Here is a 22,186-nt window from a genome sequence, read left to right as displayed (position 1 = left end):
GCGACGACGATCGCCGAGCAGATCGGCTATCCGGTGATGATCAAGGCCTCGGCCGGCGGCGGCGGCAAGGGCATCCGGGTGGCCTGGAGCCGCCAGGACGTCGAGGAAGGCTTCCCGGCCGTGCGCGCCGAGGCCAAGGCCAGCTTCGGCGACGACCGCATCTTCATCGAGAAGTTCATCGAGAGCCCGCGCCACATCGAGATCCAGGTGCTGGGCGACAAGCACGGCAATGTCGTCCACCTGTTCGAGCGCGAATGCTCGATCCAGCGCCGCAACCAGAAGGTCATCGAGGAGGCCCCGTCGCCCTTGCTGGACGAGGCGACCCGCGCGGCCATGGGCGCCCAGGCCGTGGCCCTGGCCAAGGCGGTGAACTATGACAGCGCCGGCACGGTCGAGTTCGTCGCCGGCCAGGACAAGAGCTTCTTCTTCCTGGAGATGAACACCCGCCTGCAGGTCGAGCACCCGGTCACCGAGCTGATCACGGGCCTGGATCTGGTCGAGCAGATGATCCTCAGCGCCGCCGGCGAGAAGATGGCCTTCGCGCAGAAGGACCTCTCGATCAACGGCTGGGCCATCGAGAGCCGCATCTACGCCGAGGATCCCTACCGCAAGTTCCTGCCCTCGATCGGCCGCCTGGTCCGCTACGCCCCTCCGGAGGAAGGCGACAAGGGCGGTTACACGATCCGCAACGACGCCGGCGTGCGCGAGGGCGACGAGATCTCGATGTACTACGACCCGATGATCTCCAAGCTGTGCGCCTGGGCCCCGACCCGGCTGGCGGCGATCGACGGCATGGGCCGGGCGCTGGAGGACTTCCACATCGAGGGCCTCTCCCAGAACATCCCGTTCCTGGCCGCGGTGATGGACCAGGCGCGGTTCCGGTCCGGCAAGATCTCGACCAACTACATCAAGGACGAGTTCGCCGACGGCTTCGCCGGGACCGAACCGACGTCTGAGCAGATCGACATCCTGACCGCCGTCGGCGCGGCCATGCAGCGGGCCTACGCCGCCCGCGCCCGCTCCGACGTCTCGGGCCTGGCCGGTCCGCCGCGCGCCGAGTGGATCGTCGCCGTCGGTCCCGCCAAGCGCCGGGTGAAAGTGGCCGGGGAGAACGGCGAGGTCTCGGTCGCGCTGCTCGACGAAGGCCGCGCCCTGGTCCTGACCGACATCGACTGGCGTCCGGGCAAGCCGGTGTTCAAGGCGGCCCTGGACGGCAAGGCCTTCACGGTCCAGGCCGCGCCCGCCGCCGAGGGCTTCACCATCCGCCACCGCGCCGCCAGGGCCCGGGTGCTGGTCCTGACCCCGCGCAACGCCGAACTGCACGACAAGCTGCCCGAGAAGCAGGCCGCCGACACCTCCAGGCTGGTGCTGTCGCCGATGCCGGGCCTCGTCGTCTCGATGGACGTCGTCACCGGCCAGCAGGTCCGCGAGGGCGAGGTGGTCTGCGTGCTCGAGGCCATGAAGATGCAGAACATCATCCGCGCCGAGCGCGACGGCGTCGTCAAGGCCGTCAACGCCAAGTCCGGCGATCCCGTCGCGGCCGATGAGGTGCTGGTGGAGTTCGCCTGATGAATTACCTGGCTCGTGACCCCTACGCGCCAAAGCGCCTGATCGACATAGGCGACGCCGCTCGCGGGCTGGGCGTCACCACGCGTACGCTGCGCTACTACCAGGATCAGGGCTTGATCCGATCTCATCGCCTGGCCCGCAATGTCCGGGGCTACGACCTCGCGACCATCGAGCAGCTCAAGGCCATCGTCGCGCTTCGGGCGGTCGGGCTGCCGGTCGCCGCCATCCGCGCCATTCTGTTCTTGCGCGATCAGCCCGACGCCCAGCGTCGCGCCTTGCGTTCGGCGCTGGCCGAGGCGCTGCGCGAGCAGCAGGCCCAAATCGAACGGTTGGCGGCCCTGGCCGATGGCGTCGCCACCGACGACGCGGGGCTGCCACCGGCTATCGCCGGGCTGCAAGCCGCCTCCGCCGCGTGGCCGACGACGAGTCCGTCGCCCGACTGAACGCCGTGATCCGGCCGTGCAGGCGTTACGGTGAGCCCTATCGCCCCGCGGGGCGATCGCCGCGCGGGGCGATCGCCGCGCGCGGCGTTCACAGCGATTGGCCGTCGTCGATGGTGAAGTCGGCGCCGGTCACGCCCTTGCTCTCGTCGGACAGCAGATAGACCAGCATGGGGTCCAAGGCGTCCTCGTCCAGGATCCGGCGACGCGGCCATTTGCTCATCTGCTTGCGGCCGCCCTCGGTGTCAAACCAGTCGCCCGCCAGTTCGGACCGGATATAGCCGGGGCAGAGGTTGTTGACGTTGGGCCCCGTCCGCGCCCATTCGCGCGCCAGGTGGCGGCCCATGTGGCTGACGGCGGCCTTGGAGGCGCTGTAGGCGGTCACACCCGGCGTCACCATCCTGGCGGTGATCGACGAGACCAGCACGATGCGGCCGCGCTCGGCGATATCGGCCTTGCGCATTCGCCGCGCGCCTTCACGGGCGGTCAGGAACACGCCCCGGACATTGACCGCGAACACCTGGTCGAAATCCTCGACGGAGAGATCCGCGGCCAGCCCCTCGGCCGTGATCCCCGCATTGGCCACGACGCTGTCGACCGGCCCGAAGGCGGCTTCGGCGGCGTCGTAGGCGGCGATCGTCGAAGCCTCGTCCGCAACGTCCAGAGCCACGGCCAGACACCGCCCGCCCGCCGCCACGATCTCGTCGCGCAGGGCCTCCAGCCGATCGACGCGCCGCGCCCCGATCACCACCGCCGCGCCCTCGTCGGCCACGACGCGCGCGAACCGGGCGCCGATGCCCGAAGAGGCGCCGGTGATCAGCACCGTGCGGCCGGCCAATCGCTGGATCTTGCTCATGTCTCTCGCCTCGGGCCTCGCCCGGTCGCCGCCCGTGACGACGGCGACCAAAGCATCACGGAACTCTCTATCAGCCCTGGAGGCGTTCGATGATGATGGCCGGGGCCATGCCGCCAGCGGCGCACATGGTGACTAGGCCATAGCGGCCGCCGGTGCGTTCCAGCTCGTCCAGCACCGTGCCGATCAGCATGGCGCCGGTGGCGCCGATCGGATGGCCCAGGGCGATGGCGCCGCCGTTGACGTTGACCTTGGCGCGGTCGAGACCCAGGTCGCGGATGAACTTCTCGGCGACGACGGCGAAGGCTTCGTTGATCTCCCAGAGATCGATGTCCTCGACCTTCAGGCCCGCCTTGGCCAGCACCTTGCGAGCGGCCGGAACCGGCGCGTTCAGCATCAGGGTCGGATCATCACCCATATTGGCCATGGCCACGACACGGCCGCGAGCCTTCAGGCCATGCTTCTCGGCGTAGGCCGGCGAGGCCAGCAGCACCGCCGCCGCGCCATCGACGACGCCCGACGAGTTGCCGGCGTGGTGGACGTGCTCGATCTTGAGGTCCGGATAGCGGCGATTGATCTGCCCACGGAAGGTCGAGCCCTTCGCGTCATAGGGATAGTCGGCGATGGCGGTGAAGGCCGGCTTCAGCTGGGCCAGCCCCTCGGCGGTCGTTTCGGGACGCGGATATTCGTCGTGGTCCAGGGCGACGCTGCCGTCATGGTTCAACACCGGCACGATCGACTTGGCGAAGCGGTTCTCGGCGATGGCGCGGGCGGCGCGCTTCTGGCTCTCGAGGCCAAGCGCGTCGAGCTCTTCGCGGGTGATGCCCTCCATGGAGGCGATGGCGTCGCCGCAGACGCCCTGGTGCGACTGCGGATGCACCGTGTCCAGATGTTCGTTGCCCGATCCCATCAGGCCCGGCGGAAAGCCCGCCGCCTGCTCCTTGGCGGCCATGGCGGCGGTCAGGCTCATCATCTCGACGCCGCCGGCGACGACCAGATCCTCCATGCCGCTCATGATCTGGGCGGCGGCGAGGTTCACGGTGGTGATGCCGCCGCCGCAGAAGCGGTCCAGCGTCATGCCCGAGGCCTTGACGTCATAGCCGGCGTCCAGCGCCGCCATGCGTCCCAGGTCCCCGCCCTGCTTGCCCTTCTGCGTCGAGGTCGACCAGATCACGTCGTCGACATCGGCGGTGTCCAGCCCGTTGCGCTCGGCGATGGCCTTGAGGACCGTGGCGGCCAGGTGTTGGGGGTGCAGATGGGCCAGCGCGCCCTTGCCCACCTTGCCAATGCCGCGCGGCGTACGCACGGCGTCGATGATCAAAGCCTCGGCCATGGCAGCCTCCTCCCGCGTCTTATTCGTTATTCGAGCGATTAATTGTTCGATTAATTGTCGTCAAGCGGTTTGCGAATGGGGCGCGCCAGGACGCCATAGAAGACCAGGTCCATGACGTGCTGGACGTATTGCTGACGAACCTGCTCGGTCAGTTCGGACAGGCCCAGCGTGGTGGGCAGCGCGTAACCGGCGTAGAAGATGTGCTCGCAGGCCCCGACGACGCTGTAATACAGCATGCCCGGATCGAGCGGCCGGAACGTCCCGTCGTCGACGCCCTGAGCGACGATCGCGCGATAGGCGGCGATCATCGGCTCGACGAAGATCTTGACCACCCGTTCGCTGGACGCCTTGTCGCCCCGGACGATCATGTAGTTGATCAGACGGTTGACGTAGGGCGATCGGTAGTAGGTGTTGATGATGCCGCCGATGTGGATGCGCAGCTTCTGTTCGGCGGAGATTTCCATGCGGACCAGGCTGGCCAGATCGGCCATCGATCGCTCGGCCACGCGCTCCAGCAGCGCCAGCAGCAAGCCCTCCTTGCCGCCAAAATAGTACTTGATCAGCGCCGAGTTCAGGCCGGATCTCAGCGCGATCTCGCTGAGCGAGACCTCGATCGTGGATCGCTCCGAAAGCAGCGCCGCGGTGGCGTCAAACAGAGTGGCTCGGGAATCTCGCCGCTCAAGACCCGCTTCCTTAGCTCGCGTTCGCGCCATGCTTCATCCAACCTTCGAGATTGGACTCAGCTAATCGATTGACTAGAAAGGTCAATCAGATTTGGCTTTGAGTCCCGGCCGGAGAGACTTCAGCGACGGGCGCGAGCATGTTTCAGTGTCGCCTGGTCGAGAAATCAGCCCGCCTTGGCCGACGGGCACGACCGCGCAGACGCCAGGCCCGCCGCCCATGCCTTCGGCCCCTCGGACCGCACCTTGGCCAACATGTCCGGCGCGTCGCTGAACGCCCCGTCGATCCCCTGGGCGAACAGGCGCCGGGCCTCGGCCTGGACGTCGCCGGACCGGTGGTCAAAGCCGGGCTTGGTCGGATCGCCGCAGCGCAGATCGACCGGCAGGTCCAGATTCTCCGGATTGACGCTCCAGACATGGACTTTCAGCCCCGCCGCGTGGGCGTCGGCCACGAAGGCGCTGGGCGGCAGGCTGCGGCCCTCGGCGTCGCGCGGCAGGATGATCTGGGTCTCGGGCCCGACAATGTCGGCGAAGGCGGCGATCTTCTTCAGGCCGTCCGGCGACCACACATCCGACCATCTGGCGATATGGTTGGCGGCCAGGATCGAGGCCGGCGGCGGCTGACTGTTGACCAGGAACATCAGCTTGATCGGCGTCATCTGGCGCAGGGCGATCAGCGCCGACGGGAAGAACGACTGGATGATCACCGGCGCGTCGGCGGTGTTGAGGCCGTTGGCCGCCAGGACGTCGATCAGCGCCTTCTCCATCGGCAGGCCGATACGCCGGAAATAGTCCGGGTTCTTCAGCTCGACATAGAGGCCCACCGGCCGGCCGCGCGCGGCGCCGGCCTTGGCGATGTCGATGATCTCCTGCAGCGTGAACACCGACTCCCGGCCGTCGTACCGAGCGCTCCCGGGTCGCGCCTCGGGCCGGCGCTCGCGCGATCGCAGGGTCTTCAACTCGGCCAGGGTGAAATCCTCGACGAACCAGCCGGTGAAGGTCTCGCCGTCGATGGTGCGCGTGGCCTTGCGGTCGGCGAACTCGGGATGACTGGCCACGTCGGTGGTGCGGCCGATCTCGTTCTCGTGCCGCGCCACCAGGACGCCGTCCTTGGTCATGACCAGGTCCGGCTCGATGAAGTCAGCCCCCATCTGGATGGCCAGCTTGTAGGACATGGCGGTGTGCTCGGGCCGGTAGGCGCTGGCGCCCCGGTGACCGATGACGATGGGCGCGGCGGCCGGCGTCTGAGCCATGGCGGGGACGGCGAAGGCCAACAAGGCCGCGGCCGACAGCAGAAGGCGTCGCATGATCTGGCCTCTTCCCTAGTGGTGGATGGTCAGGCGCAGGCCATAGACGCGCGGCTCGCCCAGCACGTTGGTCGGCAGGCCAATCGACTTGCCGGCGCTCCCCGCGCCCTTACGGTAGATCTCGTCGGTCAGGTTGCTGCCGAAGGCCTCGACTTCCCAGTCGCCCCGCTCCGGCGCGTAGCTGATCCGGGCGTTGAGCAGGCCAAAGCCGTCCTGGAACTCGTCCTGGCCGGCGTCTGGAACCAACAGGCCGGCCTGCAGCTCGGGCCGGTCGTTGTCGTCGGCGAAGAAGATCTTCGAGCGCCAGGTGTAGGTCGGCCGGAAGTCGAACTTGCCGCCCAGGCCCGTCCAGCGGACAGACGCCCCCAGCGAGACCATGTGGTCCGGCGAGCGGGCGAAGTGGTTGCCCTCATAGGCGCCGCGCGTGAAGCGGGCATGGTTGTAGGCATAGCCGCCGAACAGGTCGAGGTTCGGCGTCACCGCGAAGTCGGCCTGGCTTTCGAACCCGTAGGCCCGCGCCGTGCCGGCGTTGGTGGTCACGAAGGTCGAGCCGCGCTGCTCGCGGGTCTGGAAGTTGTCGTAGTCGTAGTAGTAGAGCGAGCCGTCGATCCGCAGGCGGCGATCCAAGAGGTCGGCCTTGATCCCGGTCTCGTAAGCTTGCGCCGTCTCGGCCGGCGCGATGGCGAAGATCGGCGTCCCGTCCGGCGCGCCCGGGGCCCCGGCCGACAACACCCCCGGCCGGCGGCCGCGCGAATAGCTGGCGTAGAGGTTGGCGGTCGGGCTGAGCGCATAGCGGCCGGTCAGGCGCCAGGTGACGCCGTCGTCGCTCAGGTCGCGGCTGGTGAAGTCGCCATTATGAGCCGTGGGCTGAGCCGACACCCCGAACAGCGGAACCGGACCGTCCAAGGTCGCGCCATAGAAGCTCATGCCCTGGATCAGGGCGCGGGCCGTGGCGATGCCGGCCGGCGCGCCGGTGGCGGCGAGGCCGGCCGCGCCGATGGCGCCGCCCAGGATGCTGCGCCCCTGCACCGAGCTCCCCCAGATCGTGGTCTTCTCGTCGCGGCTGTAGCGCAGGCCGCCCGACAGCTCGAAGCGGTCGGTGAGGCGGAAGGTCATGTCGCCGAACAGGTCATAGGCGTCGAGGTCGGACTCGTTGCGCGAGGTCTCGACGTGGCGCGGGTCCAGCCGCGCGGCCAGGGCGGCGGCTTCGGCGCTGGTCAGCACCAGATTGCCCTTGCTGGACTGGGCGACCAGACCCTGCAGCAGCGCGCCGGTGAAGGCGGTGTTGTCGAAAAGGGCGGCCGGGGCCGGCGTGGTCTTGGGCAGGCCGGTGAGCGGTCCGCCGCTCAGCATCCCCGCCGCCTGGGCCAGCAGCATCCGCTCGTCGAAGCGGACATCGACCCGGGCCTTGGAGCGCTCGCGGTAATAGTTGGCCCCGGCGAACCACGAGACGCGGCCGCCCTTGTCGTAGTTCAGGCGCATCTCCTGGCTGAACTGCGTGCCGCCGACATCCTCCATGTTGGTGAACAGCGGCAGCGACGTGCCGTCGGCGTCGTAGACCTCGACCGCGTCGATGTCGCGGTAGCTGGTCGTCGCGTTCAGGGTCAGGGCGTCGGTGAGCTTGTACTTCACCAGCGCCATGACGCCGTTCTGGTACTGGTCGACGCCCAGAGGGTGGCCGAGCGCGAAGTCGGCGGGCTTGGACAGCCAGACCGGATCGTTCACCCGCGCGCCCGCCAGCACCTTGCCCGTCGCCGGGTCGGTCGGGCTGACGTACATCGACTTGAAGCCGGTGCCGTTCGTCTTGTCGTCCTGGTGGTTGTAGATCAGGTCGGCGCTGAAGCGGTCATTCGGCTTGAAGCCGAGCGCGACCCGGTAGGCGTTGGTGTCGATGGCGTTCAGATCGCCGTCGGCGTTGGGGTTGAGGTTCTTCTCATAACCGTCACGGCTCTTGCGCCGCCCCGCCACGCGCAGCGACACCGTGTCGGACAGCGGCAGGTTCAGCATGCCGTCCAGCTGGTAGTAGCCCAGGTTGCCGGCCTCGCCCGCCACCGACCAGTCGAGGTCCGGACCAGCCTTGTTCTGGATTACGTTCAGCGCGCCGATCAGGGCGCCGCGCCCGAACAGCGTCGACTGCGGCCCCTTGGCCACCTCGACCCGGGCGTTGTCATAGAGCTCGATGTAGGAGCCGCGCGACTTGGAGATCGACACGCCGTCCTGGAACACCGACACGCGCGGCTCGGTGAACGAGTCCCCACCCGACGAGGTGATGCCGCGCATCACGAAGATCGGATTGTTGGGCGATTGGTCCTCGACCATCAGGCCCGGCACATGGGTCGACAGCTCGCGGAAGTTGGTGACGCCCAGCCGCTCCAGCGCCTTGCCGCTGTAGGCGGTCAGGGCGAACGGCACGTCGATGGTCTTCTGCTCGCGCTTCTGGGCCGTGACCAGGATCTCGTCCAGGGCCACGGCGGCGTCGCGCCGGGCCGGGCGCAGCGAGATGGTGCGGCCGTCGTCGGCTGCGATCTCCAGCTCCCCAGCGGCCAGCAGCTTCGACAGCGCGGCGCGAACCGGCATCGAGCCCTTGATAGCCGGAGCCTTGCGGCCCGCCAGCTCGGCCGAGGGGAAGAAGATCTGCACGCCGGCCTGGCGCGCGAAGGCGTTGAGCGCCGCGGTCAGGTCGCCGGCCGGGATGTCGAAGGTCGCCGCCGGAGCCTGGGCCAAGGCTGGCGCATGAACGGCGACGGCGGCCGTCGCGGCCAGCAGGGCCGCGTAGCTGATGTCCCTGTAAGTCATCGAAATTCCCCGAAAGCCTCGCGCCACGGCGCGGTCGATGGGGAGACGCTCAGGGGCGCGGCCACCGCCAAGTTCGGCGGAAATTATTTCGCGCGGGTCAGGATCACGTCGTCGCCGGCCTGGCGAGAGGTCACCCCCAGGCTGGCCGACAGAGCCTGCAGAAAGTCGGCCGGGTCCGACGAGGTGAAGCGCCCCCCGACCCGCACCGCGGCCAATTGCGGGTCGACGATCATCAGCTTGCGCGTCAGGTATCGGTTGTATTCCTCGACCGCGGCCGCCAGCGGCTCGTCCTCGAACACCACCTCGCCGCGCCGCCAGGCTTCGATGGCCTGCAGCTCGGGCGCGGCGGTCGGCCGGGTCAGGGCGCCGCTGGCCGTCAGGGTCAGGTTGTGGGCCGGCGCCGCGGCGACGGAAGACGCGGCGGCCTGACCGCTCAGCACCGTCACGTCGATGACGGGTCCCCGCATGCGGGCGTTGTAGCGGCCGCCTGGCCGCAGTCGCGCCGTCTCGGCGACCGTGCGCAGCAGGAAGGGCCGGCCGGCCGCGATCAGGCCGACCTCTCCCCGCTCCAGCCACACCTCGACGCCGTCACGGCCCTCGCGCCAGCGCACCTCGGTGTCGGTGTTCAAGGTCATCACCGCGCCGTCGGCCAGCTTGCGGTCCAGTCGCTGGCCCACGCCGGTGACGACGCGCTGGCGGGCGAAGGCGCGCGTGGCGACGCCGCCGCCCAGGATCGCGACCGCGCCGATCCCGGCCGCCTCAAGCAGTCGCCGACGCGACGGCCGGCGCGCGGGCGCGGCGACGGGCGCGGCCACGGCCCTTCCCATCCGGGCCAGGTCAGACCACAGGGCCGCGACCTTGGCGAACGCCACCGCGTGGCGCGGATCGGCGCTCCGCCACCGCTCGAACTCCGCCTCGTCCGCCACGCCCGTGTCCAGTCGCGCCAGCCAGGCGGCGGCCTGGGCGGCGATGGAATCCGGAGCGTCGTCCATCGGAGGTGGCGGAAGGGAATCGGGCACAGGCAGGGTCTCGGTCGCGATTTCACCCTAGAGACGCGCGAACCGCGACGCACCTCCACTTTGACGCCTGGGTATTATTCAGTCGCCGCGAACGCGCCGTCCGAGCGTGTTCCCCGCCGCCGCCGAAGGCGGCGTCTCGGCCGCCGCCCGGACGTCCGCCTCCATGGCCTGGGACAGCAGGAACATGCCCCGCGCCAGGCGCTTTTCCACGGTCGACAGGCTCAGGCCCAGTTGCCGGGCGATCTCCTGCGGCGGCTTGTCCTCGAAGCGGCGCATGATGACGATCTGGCGGCAGCGGTCCGGCAGCCGCTCCACCGCCTTCAAGAGGCGCCGTAGCTGTTCGCGGTCGATGGTCTGGCGTTGGGCGTTGGGCGCCTCGTCGGCCAAGTCGCCGGCGTCCAGACCCGCGATCTGTCGGATGCTGACCACCCGCGCCCGCCGCAGCTTCTGGATCGCGAGATTGCGGATCATGGTCAGCGCATAGGCCTTCGGGCTGGCCAGGCCGCTCCAGTTCTCCAGCCCGAACAGCTTGGCGTAGGCGTCCTGCACCAGATCGGCCGCGTCGTCGGCATTGCCGCAAAAGCGCCGCGCATGGGCCAGGTAGGTCGCCTCGTGCGGCAGCACCTCCTCGATGAACCATCGGTCCAGGTCGCGTAGATATGACATGGGGAGGCGATCCTGACGACGTTCCGTCGGGACTTAAGAGGGGCCTATGTCACCTGTATGAAGGGCGATCCGCCGCGCCGAACCGAAGATCGCCCTTTGGCCGGCCGACTATCCCAGGTAAGTCGCTCGCAACGTCGCGATCTTCGCATCGGTCAGGCCGAAGCGCGCCTTCACCAGGGCGACCGGTCCGCCGAACCTGGCGTCGATCGCCGCCAGGGCCCGACGCATGACCTCGGGGTCGGAGCCCATGATCACCTGCAACACCTCCGGCGGCAGCTTGGCCAACGCCTGGGCCTGCTGGGCCGAGACGCTGGTGTTGGCCGCGCCGTTCGCCATCTGCTTCATGTAGTAGGACGGCGGCGTATAGACCTGGGTCAGGGCGTAGTCCTCGATCACGGTCGCGCGCGGCGCGCCCAGCACCGACAGGATCAGGGCCGAGGCCATGCCCGTCCGATCCTTGCCCGCGCTGCAGTTGAAGGCCAGCGGGCCTTCGTTGGCGACCAGGCGCGCGAACAGGTCGGTATAGTGCGGCGTCAGCATGTCGAGGAACGACACGTAGCTGTCGGCGAAGCCCTGGATGGCCTCCTCGCGCGTGGTCATTCGCGCCAAGGCGGCCATCGAGGCGCTCATGTCGTAGTCGGTGGCCACGACCTTCGGCGCCCCGGCCTTGCCCAGGAACGGGCTCGGTTCGGAGGCGCGCTCCTGCGGGCTGCGCAGATCGCAGATCGCGGTGACCCCCAGCCTCGACAGATAGGCGTAGTCGGCCAGGGTCAGACCGCTCATCACACCCGAACGATAGATCTTGCCCCATTTGATCTGGCGGCCGTCGGCGACACGCCAGCCGCCGACGTCGCGGAAATTGCGGCCGCCTTCCAGCGGCAGCAGGCGCTCGGCGACCCGGGTCTGGCGACCGTCGGCCGCCGTCACCAGGAAATACGGGCGCGGCGAGATCGGGGCGTCCAGATCCGCCGAAGCGCCGGCGGCCGTCTTCAGCGGGCGCATGGCCGGCTTCCTGGCGTCCGGGTCGGCGGAGACCAGGACCGAAACCGCCCGAGCGTCGGTCCAGTCCAGGCGAACGGCTGTCGGCGAAGTGCGGGCGGCCTTGGCGTCGAGGACAGTGGCGGCGCGGGCGGCCGGGGCCAGCGCCAGAGCGCCGGCCGCGGTAAGAAAGAGACGACGATCCATGGTGATCCCTCCGCTTAGAACTTGACGTTCAGTTCGACGCCGTAGGTGCGCGGCTCGTTGTAGATCCCGTAGGTCCCCAGGGCGGCGTTGTAGGCCCGCATGAACAGATGGGCCTCGTTGAGCAGGTTGCGCGACCACAGCGAGAGCTGCATAGCCGGACCGTCCTCGCTGACCCGGATGTCGGTCAGGGCCAGGCGACCGTTCACGATCATCGAGTCGTCGCTGAGGGTCGGATCGGCCGTGTTGGCGTACTGGGCGTCGGCATAGGCCGCGTCCAGGTGGGCCCTCAGGGTCGCGCCGAAGGCGGGGCGCTCATAGTCGACCGCCAGGCTGGCGGCGTTCTTGGGCGTGAAGATCGGATAGATCTTCGAGCGGGCGTTGATGAACGGGTTGAAGGCGTCCGACAGGGTGGTCTTGGTGTAGGCGTAGCCGGCCGTGACCGTCAGGCCTTCCATCACCGCCAGGGTGAAGTCGGCCTCGAAACCCTTGGTCTTGCCCGTCGCGGCGTTGGTGGTTTCCAGCGTGCCGCGATTGTTGTTGAGGATCAGGACGTTGAAGTCGACCTGGGCGTCCTTGATATCGCCGCTGTAGGCCGCGACGTTTAGGCGGGCGCGGCGGTCCCAGAACTCGGTCTTGGCGCCAAGCTCGTACATCTTGACCACTTCTGGATCGAACGGGCGGTAGGTCAGCGAGCGCGAGTTGGCGCCGCCGGCCTTATAGCCCGTGCTCCAGCGGCCATAGACGTGGACGCTGGGAGCGACGTCATAGGCCAGGGTGACCAGCGGGTCGAAGTGGCTCCACGATTCGTCCAGCGGGATGACGCCAACGATCGTGTTCTTGTTGGCGTCGACATAGCTGGGGATCGCGCCGTTGACGACGTCCAGCGAACCCTTCTTGGCGTCCTTGGTCAGGCGACCGCCCAGCGTGACATGCAGGGCGTCGTCCAGCACCGGCGGCGTCCACACCGCCTGACCGAACACGCCGTAGCTGGTGGTCCGCACGTGGCTGAAACGGTCGAAGGGCACCGCGTTGAGGTTCAGCGACAGAACGCTGTAGCCCGTACCCGTGGCGTTCCACTGCAGGCTGTTAGGAGTCTGGGCGTTGTCGCTGACCTTCTCGCGGAAGTAGAAGGCGCCCAGGACGTAGTCGAGACGGTCGAGCTTGCCGATCGCCTGGAACTCCTGGCTGTATTGGTTCTGATAGGTATTGGCGATGCTGTAGCGAGCGAACGGCGCGTTGGGCGCGAACACGCCCAGGATCGCCCCGGCGTTGTCGTATTGGCCTTGTTTGAGTTTGCGGTAAGAGCTGATCGACTTCAGCTCCAGGGCGTCGTTGACCTTCCAGTCCAGGCTCAGGCGATGGCCCCAGGTGAAGCCCTCGCTGAGGCGCAGCGGCACGCCGACGGTGGCCGCCTTGGCGCGCTCGGGCTGCGGCGGCGCGATCGGGGCGGTCGGATACAGGCCCTTCGAGATCAGCTGCACCAGATAGGGCGTGCTGCCATCGTAGGAATCGTCGAAGGCGTAGTCGGCGCTGAAGCCGTCGACGGGCTTCCACAGGGCTTCGATCTGGAAGCCGCGCTTATCGTAGCTGTTGAAGTCCGGCTGGCCCGAGGTGGTCGGGTTCTCCGCCGTGCCGTCGCGCTTGCTGAGCAAGGCGTCGACCTTGACGCTGACGTTATTGTACTCGGGCAGGTCGATGTGGGTCTCGGCCTTGTAGGAATTGAAGTTGCCATAACCCAGCGTCGTGCTGGCGCCGAACACGCCGGTCGGCGCCTTGGTGACGATGCTGATCGCCCCGCCTTCGGTGTTGCGGCCGAACAGCGTGCCCTGCGGTCCCTTCAGCACCTCGATGCGCTCGACGTCGTACAGCGCCGAGCCCAGACCCTGAGCACGACCCAGATAGACGCCGTTGATATAGACGCCGACCGCCTGGTCGCGGGCCGGCTGGTTGGCGTCGCCGGACGAGCCCACGCCGCGCATGCCGATCGTCAGGGCCGATTTGCGCGAGAAGAACGGGGCCACGCGCAGGGTCGGGATCGAGCCGTCGCCCAGATCCTCGATCGACTGGACGTGGCGGGCCTTCAGGGCCTCGCTATCCATGGCCGAGATCGCGATCGGAGTGTCCTGCAGGTTGGTCTTGCGCTTTTGGGCCGTGACCACGACCTCCTCGAGGCTCACCGCGCTATCCGCGGCGGCGGGTGCGGCGGCGCTGAGCTCGGCCGCGTGGGCCGCGCCGCAAAGCGCCAGAGCGGCCACGCCGGCCAGCAGGCCGGCGCGCAACGCCGACGTCTCAAATCCCCGATTCATGGTGTGTCCCCTGGATGCCCGAACGACTGTCGGCGTCGAGGCGGCATCTAGGCTTCGCACATGAACTTAGAACGAATGTTATGTTTCAGTTCCATGAAGCTCGGCATTATCCAGCAGCCAAGCTTGCGATCCTCGTCCGACCAGGGAATATGCGACATGCCCTTGCGCCCGCCCTATTCCTCCTCGGCCAGATCATCCGCCAGCGCGAACGTTCTGGAACCTCAGGACAATACACGACAGCGCTTGATCGCCGCCGCGGCGGCCCTGATCGCCGAGGGCGGAATCGCCGCCGCCTCGGCGCGCGCGATCGCCGCTCAGGCCGGATCCTCGGCCAGCGCGATCAACTACAATTTTGGCAACATAGAACGATTGTTACTGACCGTCTTCGAGCAAGGCGTCGAAGAGACCCGCGTCTGGCTGGCCAGTCGCACGCGCGAGATCGCCGCCCTGCCCCGCACCGCCGACGGCGCGGTGTGGGCGCTGACACACGTGATCCTGGCGTGGACTTCACAGGGCCGCTCACGCGCGCTTGTTTACCAGGAAGCCCTGGCCGCGAACGCGGGTCAGGGCGCCGCAGCCGCCTGGACGCGCCTGTGGCAGGATTTCTGGACGGAGACGGCGGCCCTGTTCGAGCTGGATCCGATCGATGGCCGAATGATGCATGTCCTCTTCGAGTCGGAGGCGCTCTATCACCTGTCGACCTGGTCGCCGGCCCTGGAGGCCGCGGCGCTGACCGAGATGGTCGAGCATTTCGCCTCGATCTGGCTCGACACGCCCCCTCGCGCGCCCTGGGGCGCGGCGGCCCTGGCCGCGGAGGCGGCCGGCGCCCGTCCGTACAATTCCGTGCCGCCAGCAGCCTTGCGCATCGCGAAGGCCGCCGCCGAGGTCGTGGAGGAAAAAGGCCTGACAGGACTGACCCACCGCGCCGTCGCCACCCGCGCGGGCGTGACGACCGGCTCGGTCACCCACCACTTCCGTTCGATCGAGGACCTCGTCGCCGGCGCGATCCGCGGTCAGGTGCAGTTGATGACCGAACAGGTGCGCGCCCAGAGCAATCCGCCGCCCTCGGTCGACGAGATTCAGACCGTCGAGCAATATTTCGAGGCTCTGCGCCACCACGTGGCGTCCGGAGCGCCGCCCAGTCCGGTCCTGCGTCGCCGACGCCTGTTCCTGGCCGCCGTCCGGCGCGAGGATCTGGCCGCCTCGGGCGCGGTCATCCGTTTCTCACAGGGCGGCACCACGCGCGACACCCTGGAGCGGATCTTCAGCCTGCCCGAGAGCGACCTAGTTCTACATGCCAGCGTGGTGTCGCGCTTGCTCTCGGCCATCTGGTTCGCCTGCGCCGGCGACGCTGAGCCGGCGCGGGCGCGGACAGCCGTGTTCGATCGGATCGAGACACGCCTGCGCGCCCGGCTGACGCCGCCAGGAACCGAGGGCGCAGGCGGCGGGTAGAGCGGGTTGCGGACCTCGCTGCTCGTCAGCGCGACGAGGCGGGATCGCTGAAACTGGCCCTCCCCGCCTCGACGTGCCCCGCCAAGCGATAGCTCAGCCCGGCGGCGCTGATCTCGAGATCGTACCAGTGGGCGCTTTGCTCAAGGCTCAGGGACCGAATGACCCGTGCGCTGGAACGGATCGACAGGGATTGCGACGCCAGGTCATACCGATCGCGAATTTCCAGGTCCAACGGGCCCGCGCCCCGATTGCGGAGATAGAGCTTCAGCCCGCCGTTGGCCAACGCTCGCAGACGAACCTCCAGACCGACGTCTTCACCGCCCTCGAACGCCCGATAGAAGCCCGCGGGGCCCTGCACGATCAGTGCGTGGCGCCCCTGGGTCGTCTTCCACAGATCGGAGAGCGAACGCCGGGAGCCGACCGTGAACCGCCGCGGCGGCGCCTCGGGCGCCAGGCGATCGGACACGTAGAAGCTGGCGCCCGCCTTGCCGTCGTTGACGAAATCCAGCTCGACGCCGCCTTCGGCCTGGCGAAGGTCGACGGCCAGCCTGTAGGGCAGCGGCCGCCAATTGCGCGGCCCAGGCTCTACTATCGGATCCGGCGGCGTCGCCGGCGCCACGGGCTTGGGCCTTTTGCCGACCACCGCCTTATAGGCATTGAACGCCGCCTGGTCGGGCAAGGCCAGATCGGCGCTGATCGTGGCCAGCTTGCGTGGCGTCTCGCCGTTCGGCGTATTGAAGTCGAAGGCGGCCGTCAGGTCACCGCAGACCGTCCGACGCCATTTGCTGATATTGGGCTCGCGCACGCCGAACCGCGCTTCCAGGAAGCGGATGACCGAGGTGTGGTCAAACACCTCCGAGCAGACCCAGCCCCCACGGCTCCAAGGCGAGATCACCAGCATCGGCACCCGCATGCCCAGGCCATAGGGCTGCCCCGTCGCGGGGTGGCGCTCATCGTGGGTCGGCACGGTGCTGAGACCCTGCTCGCGGTTCAGCGGCGGCGTCGGTGGAACGACGTGGTCGAAGAAGCCGTCGTTCTCGTCATACATGACCAGGAAGACGGTCCTGCTCCAGACCTCCGGGTTGGAGGTCAGGGCGTCCAGGATGCGGGCCAGATATTCCACGCCGTAGGCGGGCGGCCAGTTGGGGTGTTCGCAGAAGATGCGCGGCGGCGTGATCCACGACACCTGCGGCAGGCGATTGTTCTGGACGTCGGCCTTCAGGGCCTCCAGCCGACGCGGCTCGGCCCCGGCGTGATACAGTGGGTCGCCGGGCTTGGCGGTGTGAAACCGCTCGAACGCCATCAGGGTGTTCATGCCGCCGTCGCTGTCGTCGTCACTGGCCAGGTCCGTTCCCTGCCGATAGACGCGCCACGAGATCCCGGCGTCCTGCAGCCGCTCGGCATAGGTCTTCCAGCCGGGCCCAAACACCACGCCGTCGGGCTTTTGGGTGATATCGATGTTCGCAATCACCGGCCCGCCGCCCTTGCCGTGGTGATCGACGCAGCCGGTCATCAGATAGAGGCGGTTTGGACAGGTCGGCCCCTGCAGCGACGAGAAATAGGCGTCGCAGACCGTGAACGCGTCGGCCAGGGCGAAGTGATAGGGAATATCCTCCCGCGCCAGGTAGCCCATGGTGAGCCCGCCCTTGGCCGCGATCCAGTTATCGTAGCGCCCCTCGTTCCACGCCGCGTGGCCGGTGGCCCAGTCGTGATGCAGGCTTTTCATCACAGGGAAGTTGGTGCCGTTGGTGTCGAACCTGAACGGCGCCGCCGCGCCGCCCTTTCCGTCCGGTTGCCGCCAGACCGCGCCGCCGCCGGGCAAGGTCCAGGGAAAGCGGTCGGCGAAGCCGCGAACCCCGGACAGGGTCCCGAAGTAGTGATCGAAGGAGCGGTTCTCCTGCATGAAGATCACGACGTGCTCGACGTCCATGATCGTGCCGGTGCGGTGGGCGGCCGGGATCTCCATCGCCCGAGCGATCGCGCCGGGCCAGAGCTCGGCGGTCGCGGTCAGCCCCATCGCCGCGCGCAGAAACGCACGGCGTGTGGCTTCGTCTTGGTTCGCGCTCATCCGGCCGGCCTCAGTAGCGGTATTTGAAGCCGGCGAAATAGCTCCGCCCGCCGCCAACGCTGTTGTAGATGGCGTCCGTCGCGCCGGTGGTGATCGTCGTATAGCTGTCGGTGATGTTGCGCGCCTCGAACGTCACCTGCAGTCCCTTGGCCAGGCGCCAGTTGATCTGGGCGTCGAGCTGGTCGGTGGGCTTGATCCACTGGTCGCCGGTCGGCGTGGTTCCGAAGGTGGTGGTGAACGCGCGCCCCCGGACCCGATAGTCGACATGCAGATCGACCTGTCCCAGGTTGTAGCTGACCCCGACATTGCCCAGATACTTCGGCTGGTTGCGCAGGGAGTCGATGGTCCGCACCGTTCCGTCGGTCAGGATCACCGTCCAGCGGCTGTCCAGGTAGGTATAGTTGGCGCTCAACCCCAGACGGTTGAACGGCGCGGGCAGAAAGTCGAGCCGCCGCTTGGCGAACGAGGCCTCCACGCCCGTGACCCGGGCGCTGCCGCTGTTGAGAGGCGTGGTCTGGGTGAGGATCACCGCACCCGTGCTGTCCAGCGTCAGGGTCTTCTGGCTGAAGGTCTCGTGGCTCAGGTCCTTGTGAAACACGGCCAGCGAAACGAAGCCGCCGGCGAGATAATATTCCACGCTGGCGTCGTAGTTGGTGGACAGGCGCGGGCCGAGCTTCGGGTTGGACCCGCTGATGACGGGGTTGCCATTGGCGTCCACCCCAACCGATCGCCCCGGCGCGATGTCCGCGAAGTCGGGCCGCCCGATGGTCTTGGTGAAGGCCGCCTTCAGCTTCAGACGCGCGGTCAGGTCGTAGCTGCCCTGAATGTTGGGCATCCAGTTGCCGTAGTGGTTGATCCGGCGCGACGGGGTCGAGACGCCGCCGACGGTGTCGCCGGTGTCGTCCTGATCATGGGTGTTCTCGTAACGCAGGCCGGCGATCAGGCGATAGCGCTCGCCCGACAGATAGGCTTCGGCGTGACCGGCGAACACATCCTCGACCAGGGCGTAGTCCGAGGCCGGCGCCTGGTCAGTGGTCTTGATTCCGTTTGCGTAGACATAGGTCCAGAACTTGTCCCAGTTCATCCTGATCGCGGCGTTGTCGGCCATGGTCGCGCCCGGCGCGGCCACGTCGGACAGCTTCAGCACCGTACCCTTGGGTAGCAGATAGTTGGCCTGGCCCTGGTCATAGGTGCGGTCCAGCCGGGTCCAGCTGGCGCCGGCCGCGAAGCCCAGTCCCCGCGCCTCGGGGAAGGTGTTCTGACTGTAGTCGGCCTTCACCGCGCTGACCTTGTCGCGCAGGTCCTGATCGCGGACGTAGGAGGCCGTGGTGTTGCGGTTGATCCAGTTGGCCGGGTCGTTGTAGGTCGCCGGACTGTCGTACCGGGTCGTCGGCAAGTCACCGTTCAGGTCGTAGTGACCCGACAGATTGCTCAGCTGAAACGTCTCCGGGTAACGGGTGACGATGGTGTTGTTGAAGTCGGTATAGTTGGCGCGCACCGCCAACACCCCCGCGCGACCGACCTGATAGTCGACGCCGCCGCCCAGCATCTTGGCTTTGCGCTTGATGTCGTAGTCGTACTGCTTGGTCTGGCCGATCGCCTTGTTGAAGTCGGCGGCGCCGTTGCTGAAGTTCGTGGTGCGGCCGGCGGTGTTGTAGATGTAGGTCCCTTCCCGATCCAGGTACTGGCGCCGGGAGTCGTCGATGATCGTGCCGGACAGGAAGGCGTACAGCCCGTCATTCTTGCGCATCTCGACCTTGGCGTAGCCGACCGCGTTCCTGACGTCCTTGTCGTAGAGACTGTTGCTGTAGAGATTGCTGGCGTTGACCTGGTCCTCGCCATTGACCTGCGCATAGGTGTCGACGCCGCCGTATTTGTCGGAATTTCGCATCCGCTGGGCGTTGAAACCCACGACCACGCCATATTGACGGTCAGCGCCGAAGGTCGTCTTCGCGGCCCCGTAGAGGCGCATCGACGGACCGGAATTGACGATGCTGTCCTGGTCGAAGCGGCCGATGCGGCCGCCCAGCGACAGGTAAGGCCGGCTGCCCCCGTCGAAGGCGCGCAGGGTGCGCAGCGAGATGTGACCGCCGACCGAATTGCCGTCCTGGTCGGGCGTCACCGTCTTGTAGACGCTGGTTTCCTTGATGATCGACGATGGGAAGACGCCGATCTGCGCGCCGCGATTGTTCTGGCTGCTGAACCAGATCGGGTTCCCGTCGATGTCCATGCTGTTGTAGCGGGAATCGAACGCCCGGACCGACACATACCCACCGTCGCTGGTGCCGTAGTACTTGTCGGCGCTGACGCCGACCACGCGGTCCAGCGCTTCGGGCAGGGTCGTATCTGGCGTGTTCTCGATGTCCGAGACCGTCACCGAATCCGAGATCCCCGGGGTCAGCCGCTTGATCTGCTCGTGGGGCGTATCGATGGTGCGGCGGCCGATCACGACGACCGCGCCGATGTCGGCCACGTCCTGCGCCGCCGTCGCGCCCCCCTGGGCGGCGACCCGGATGATGAAGCCGCCCGTCGCCGTGCCCTCGAACGTAAGGCCCGACCCCGCCAGCAGGCGCCGCAGGGCCTCCTCGTTCAGATACCGCCCCTTGAGCGAGGGCGCGGTCTTGCCGCGCACCAGACCGGGGTCGAAGACGATGTCCTTGCCGCTCTGCAGCGCGAACACGCGCAGCGCCGAGCCCAGCGCCTGCGGGGTGATCTCGAACGCACGGGCCTGGGTTTGAGCGCAGGCGGTCTGAGCCGATAGGGCCAAGACAATCGCCAAGGCCGAGCCGCCCATGAACTGGGCGGGCAAGAATTTCTGCTGCATGGTCATCCCCGTCGACCGGTCCTCGCCGGCAGATCAGAAGACGCAGCCCGCTCTCCTTACCCCTGAAATCTTATCGTGAACTTTTGACGACATCTGGCGCCTGGATACGAGCATCCGCGGCCTGCGATCCCAGGACGATTTGCTTGTCGTCGTTCTTGACGATCCTTATCGGGAAGGCGCCGACGACCTCGCTCACGACGTCATAAGGTCGCCCGGTATGGAACACGCCGCTGATCCGGATATCGCCAAGCCGAGGATCGGCCAGCACGATCTGGGGGCCGCCGTAGCGATTCAGGTCCGCGACCGCCTCGTCCAGTCTGACATTGTCCAGCACGACACGTCCGTACCGCCACGCGCTGGACTGAACCACGTTGGCCTCCCGCGCGACGGAGGGTTTGGCGCCGTCGAGATCCACGGACTGGCCGGCCGACAGGTAGAGCGCCGGCTTGACGGCGGGAACGGTCGAGGACTTCGCCAGGAGGCGCTTGCTTTCCGACGGATCGACGCCGTGAAAGATCGCCAGACGCCCTTCCTCCAGCACCACCTCGGCGCGGTCCTCCAGTCGCCGCACCTCGAACGCGGTTCCGACGGCCCGGACCTCGTCATCGCCGACGAACACCCGAAACGGCCGCGCGCTGTCCTTGGCGACCCGGAAATAGGCCTGGCCATGCTCCATGAGCACGCGGCGCTCGCTCCGCGTGAAACGCGTGCTGACCTTGGAATCGGTATTCATCAGCAAGGTCGACCCATCGCTCAGCGAGATGGTCCGCAGTTCACCGGGCACGGTCGCGTAGTGCTGCGTGGGCTGAAGCCCTCCCGCCAGGAAGAAGACCAGCGCCGCGGCCGCGGCCAACCCTCCCGCGCCGACTCCCCATTGCGCCAGCCGCCGACCAAATCCCGACCACAAGGGCGAGAACTGCAGCACGGCGCGCGCCTTGGGATCGTCGCCCCACGCCGCCACGGAATCCCAGATCGTCACGTGAACCGAGAAGGCCTCCACATGGGCGGCGTCCGCCTCCAGCCAGGCGTTGAAGGCCTCCCGATCAGCCTGGGTCCGTTGATCGGAATGCAGGCGCACGACCCAGGCCGCGGCCTCTCCTTCAATGCGTTCAGCGTCGGTCATGATCAGGAAGCCGTTGTCGAAGATGACTGAGAGCCTTGCCCATCTCGCGTTCTATGACCTTCACATTGACCGCGTAGCGGGCGGCCAGCTGGGTGTAGGTCAGGCCGTCCAGCCGGTTCAGCAGGAAGATGTTGCGGGTCCGCTCGGGCAGCTCCCCCAGGGCCTTGGCCGCCTGTTCGAGCGCTTCGCGCCCTTCCAGGATCCGCGAGGGCGAGCCTTCGGGGCTGATCAGCTGGAAGTCCGCGATCGGGTCGTGCTGCCCTTCCCGCCTGACGTTGGCCCGGCGCGCGCGATCGATCAGGACGTGGCGGGCGACCTTGAACAGATAGGCTTCGGAGTTCTCGACCTCGGACTCCGCCACCCGCGCGAGGCGCACGAAGACGTCCTGGACGCAATCCTCGGCCGCCTCGGGCGACAGCGCCCGGCGGGCGAAGAAGCGCAGCAGCGGCTTGCGATAGAGCTGCGCCAAACCGGCCAGCGAAGCCGCGACGGGGGCGTCCAGGCGATCGGTCTGTCTCAACGCCGCCCCCCCATCACGTCACATTTCCCTCAAGGATCACGGCGC

General features: G+C 67.8%; 16 protein-coding genes. 3 read left to right on the top strand and 13 right to left on the bottom strand.

Going from position 1 to position 22,186, the window contains the following annotated elements; all coding sequences use genetic code 11:
* The coding region (locus tag AC07R7_RS11490) for an ATP-binding protein (protein WP_494635223.1) at positions 1–1,569 on the top strand (1,569 nt) is incomplete at its 5' end.
* Entirely contained in the window at positions 1,569–2,012 is a 444-nt protein-coding gene (locus AC07R7_RS11485) for a MerR family transcriptional regulator (RefSeq protein WP_492839918.1), read from the top strand. The genes AC07R7_RS11490 and AC07R7_RS11485, both read left to right, overlap by 1 nt.
* Before the next feature lie 88 nt (positions 2,013–2,100).
* Here AC07R7_RS11485 and AC07R7_RS11480 read toward each other — a convergent pair whose 3' ends face one another.
* The 9 genes from AC07R7_RS11480 to AC07R7_RS11440 all read right to left on the bottom strand — a co-directional run bounded on the left by AC07R7_RS11480 (position 2,101) and on the right by AC07R7_RS11440 (position 14,154).
* Entirely contained in the window at positions 2,101–2,865 is a 765-nt protein-coding gene (locus AC07R7_RS11480) for an SDR family NAD(P)-dependent oxidoreductase (protein WP_492839917.1), read from the bottom strand.
* Between the two features lie 70 nt (positions 2,866–2,935).
* Complete coding sequence (locus tag AC07R7_RS11475; RefSeq protein WP_494635222.1) at positions 2,936–4,195, bottom strand: acetyl-CoA C-acetyltransferase; 1,260 nt, start codon at positions 4,193–4,195, stop codon at positions 2,936–2,938.
* 50 nt (positions 4,196–4,245) lie between these two features.
* The gene (locus tag AC07R7_RS11470) at positions 4,246–4,908 is read right to left on the bottom strand and encodes a TetR family transcriptional regulator (RefSeq protein WP_494635221.1); all 663 of its coding nucleotides are present in this window, start codon (positions 4,906–4,908) and stop codon (positions 4,246–4,248) included.
* Positions 4,909–5,042: 134 nt separating this feature from the next.
* On the bottom strand, positions 5,043–6,182 hold the full coding sequence (locus AC07R7_RS11465; protein ID WP_492888680.1) for a glycerophosphodiester phosphodiesterase: 1,140 nt from the start codon (positions 6,180–6,182) through the stop codon (positions 5,043–5,045).
* Positions 6,183–6,197: 15 nt separating this feature from the next.
* Positions 6,198–8,978 carry a TonB-dependent receptor gene (locus AC07R7_RS11460; RefSeq protein WP_494635220.1) on the bottom strand — a complete coding sequence of 927 codons (2,781 nt, stop codon included), beginning with the start codon at positions 8,976–8,978 and terminating at the stop codon, positions 6,198–6,200.
* 83 nt (positions 8,979–9,061) lie between these two features.
* Entirely contained in the window at positions 9,062–9,997 is a 936-nt protein-coding gene (locus tag AC07R7_RS11455; RefSeq protein ID WP_494635219.1) for a FecR family protein, read from the bottom strand.
* A gap of 78 nt (positions 9,998–10,075) precedes the next feature.
* Positions 10,076–10,663 carry an RNA polymerase sigma factor gene (locus AC07R7_RS11450; RefSeq protein WP_494635218.1) on the bottom strand — a complete coding sequence of 196 codons (588 nt, stop codon included), beginning with the start codon at positions 10,661–10,663 and terminating at the stop codon, positions 10,076–10,078.
* A 108-nt stretch (positions 10,664–10,771) separates the two neighbouring features.
* Positions 10,772–11,848 (bottom strand): tyrosine-protein phosphatase, encoded by a 1,077-nt coding sequence (locus tag AC07R7_RS11445; RefSeq protein WP_494635217.1) that lies wholly within the window; start codon positions 11,846–11,848, stop codon positions 10,772–10,774.
* A gap of 14 nt (positions 11,849–11,862) precedes the next feature.
* Positions 11,863–14,154: a TonB-dependent receptor gene (locus AC07R7_RS11440; RefSeq protein WP_494635216.1), complete on the bottom strand. Its 2,292-nt coding sequence runs from the start codon at positions 14,152–14,154 to the stop codon at positions 11,863–11,865.
* A gap of 243 nt (positions 14,155–14,397) precedes the next feature.
* Here AC07R7_RS11440 and AC07R7_RS11435 point away from each other — a divergent pair, with 243 nt between their 5' ends.
* Entirely contained in the window at positions 14,398–15,606 is a 1,209-nt protein-coding gene (locus AC07R7_RS11435; RefSeq protein WP_492888686.1) for a TetR/AcrR family transcriptional regulator, read from the top strand.
* A 25-nt stretch (positions 15,607–15,631) separates the two neighbouring features.
* Here the strand turns inward: AC07R7_RS11435 and AC07R7_RS11430 are convergent, their stop codons facing one another.
* The 4 genes from AC07R7_RS11430 to AC07R7_RS11415 all read right to left on the bottom strand — a co-directional run bounded on the left by AC07R7_RS11430 (position 15,632) and on the right by AC07R7_RS11415 (position 22,141).
* Positions 15,632–17,674, bottom strand: coding sequence for a phosphocholine-specific phospholipase C (locus tag AC07R7_RS11430; RefSeq protein ID WP_494635215.1), 2,043 nt, complete (start codon positions 17,672–17,674; stop codon positions 15,632–15,634).
* A 10-nt stretch (positions 17,675–17,684) separates the two neighbouring features.
* Positions 17,685–20,498, bottom strand: coding sequence for a TonB-dependent receptor (locus tag AC07R7_RS11425; RefSeq protein WP_494635214.1), 2,814 nt, complete (start codon positions 20,496–20,498; stop codon positions 17,685–17,687).
* A gap of 70 nt (positions 20,499–20,568) precedes the next feature.
* Entirely contained in the window at positions 20,569–21,621 is a 1,053-nt protein-coding gene (locus AC07R7_RS11420) for a FecR family protein (RefSeq protein ID WP_494635213.1), read from the bottom strand.
* Positions 21,608–22,141 (bottom strand): RNA polymerase sigma factor, encoded by a 534-nt coding sequence (locus AC07R7_RS11415; RefSeq protein ID WP_494635212.1) that lies wholly within the window; start codon positions 22,139–22,141, stop codon positions 21,608–21,610. The genes AC07R7_RS11420 and AC07R7_RS11415 overlap by 14 nt, the downstream gene beginning before the upstream one ends.
* Positions 22,142–22,186: the final 45 nt, after the last annotated feature.

It is taken from the genome of Caulobacter sp. GW821-FHT05F04 (assembly GCF_059419665.1).
This window is presented reverse-complemented; position numbering and strand designations above follow the sequence as displayed.

Coding starts and splice junctions, on each gene's coding strand:
- AC07R7_RS11485 (WP_492839918.1), top strand. CDS start 1,569: ATGAATTACCTGGCTCGTGACCCCTACGCGCCAAAGCGCCTGATCGAC.
- AC07R7_RS11480 (WP_492839917.1), bottom strand. CDS start 2,865: ATGAGCAAGATCCAGCGATTGGCCGGCCGCACGGTGCTGATCACCGGC.
- AC07R7_RS11475 (WP_494635222.1), bottom strand. CDS start 4,195: ATGGCCGAGGCTTTGATCATCGACGCCGTGCGTACGCCGCGCGGCATT.
- AC07R7_RS11470 (WP_494635221.1), bottom strand. CDS start 4,908: ATGGCGCGAACGCGAGCTAAGGAAGCGGGTCTTGAGCGGCGAGATTCC.
- AC07R7_RS11465 (WP_492888680.1), bottom strand. CDS start 6,182: ATGCGACGCCTTCTGCTGTCGGCCGCGGCCTTGTTGGCCTTCGCCGTC.
- AC07R7_RS11460 (WP_494635220.1), bottom strand. CDS start 8,978: ATGACTTACAGGGACATCAGCTACGCGGCCCTGCTGGCCGCGACGGCC.
- AC07R7_RS11450 (WP_494635218.1), bottom strand. CDS start 10,663: ATGTCATATCTACGCGACCTGGACCGATGGTTCATCGAGGAGGTGCTG.
- AC07R7_RS11445 (WP_494635217.1), bottom strand. CDS start 11,848: ATGGATCGTCGTCTCTTTCTTACCGCGGCCGGCGCTCTGGCGCTGGCC.
- AC07R7_RS11440 (WP_494635216.1), bottom strand. CDS start 14,154: ATGAATCGGGGATTTGAGACGTCGGCGTTGCGCGCCGGCCTGCTGGCC.
- AC07R7_RS11430 (WP_494635215.1), bottom strand. CDS start 17,674: ATGAGCGCGAACCAAGACGAAGCCACACGCCGTGCGTTTCTGCGCGCG.
- AC07R7_RS11425 (WP_494635214.1), bottom strand. CDS start 20,498: ATGCAGCAGAAATTCTTGCCCGCCCAGTTCATGGGCGGCTCGGCCTTG.
- AC07R7_RS11420 (WP_494635213.1), bottom strand. CDS start 21,621: ATGACCGACGCTGAACGCATTGAAGGAGAGGCCGCGGCCTGGGTCGTG.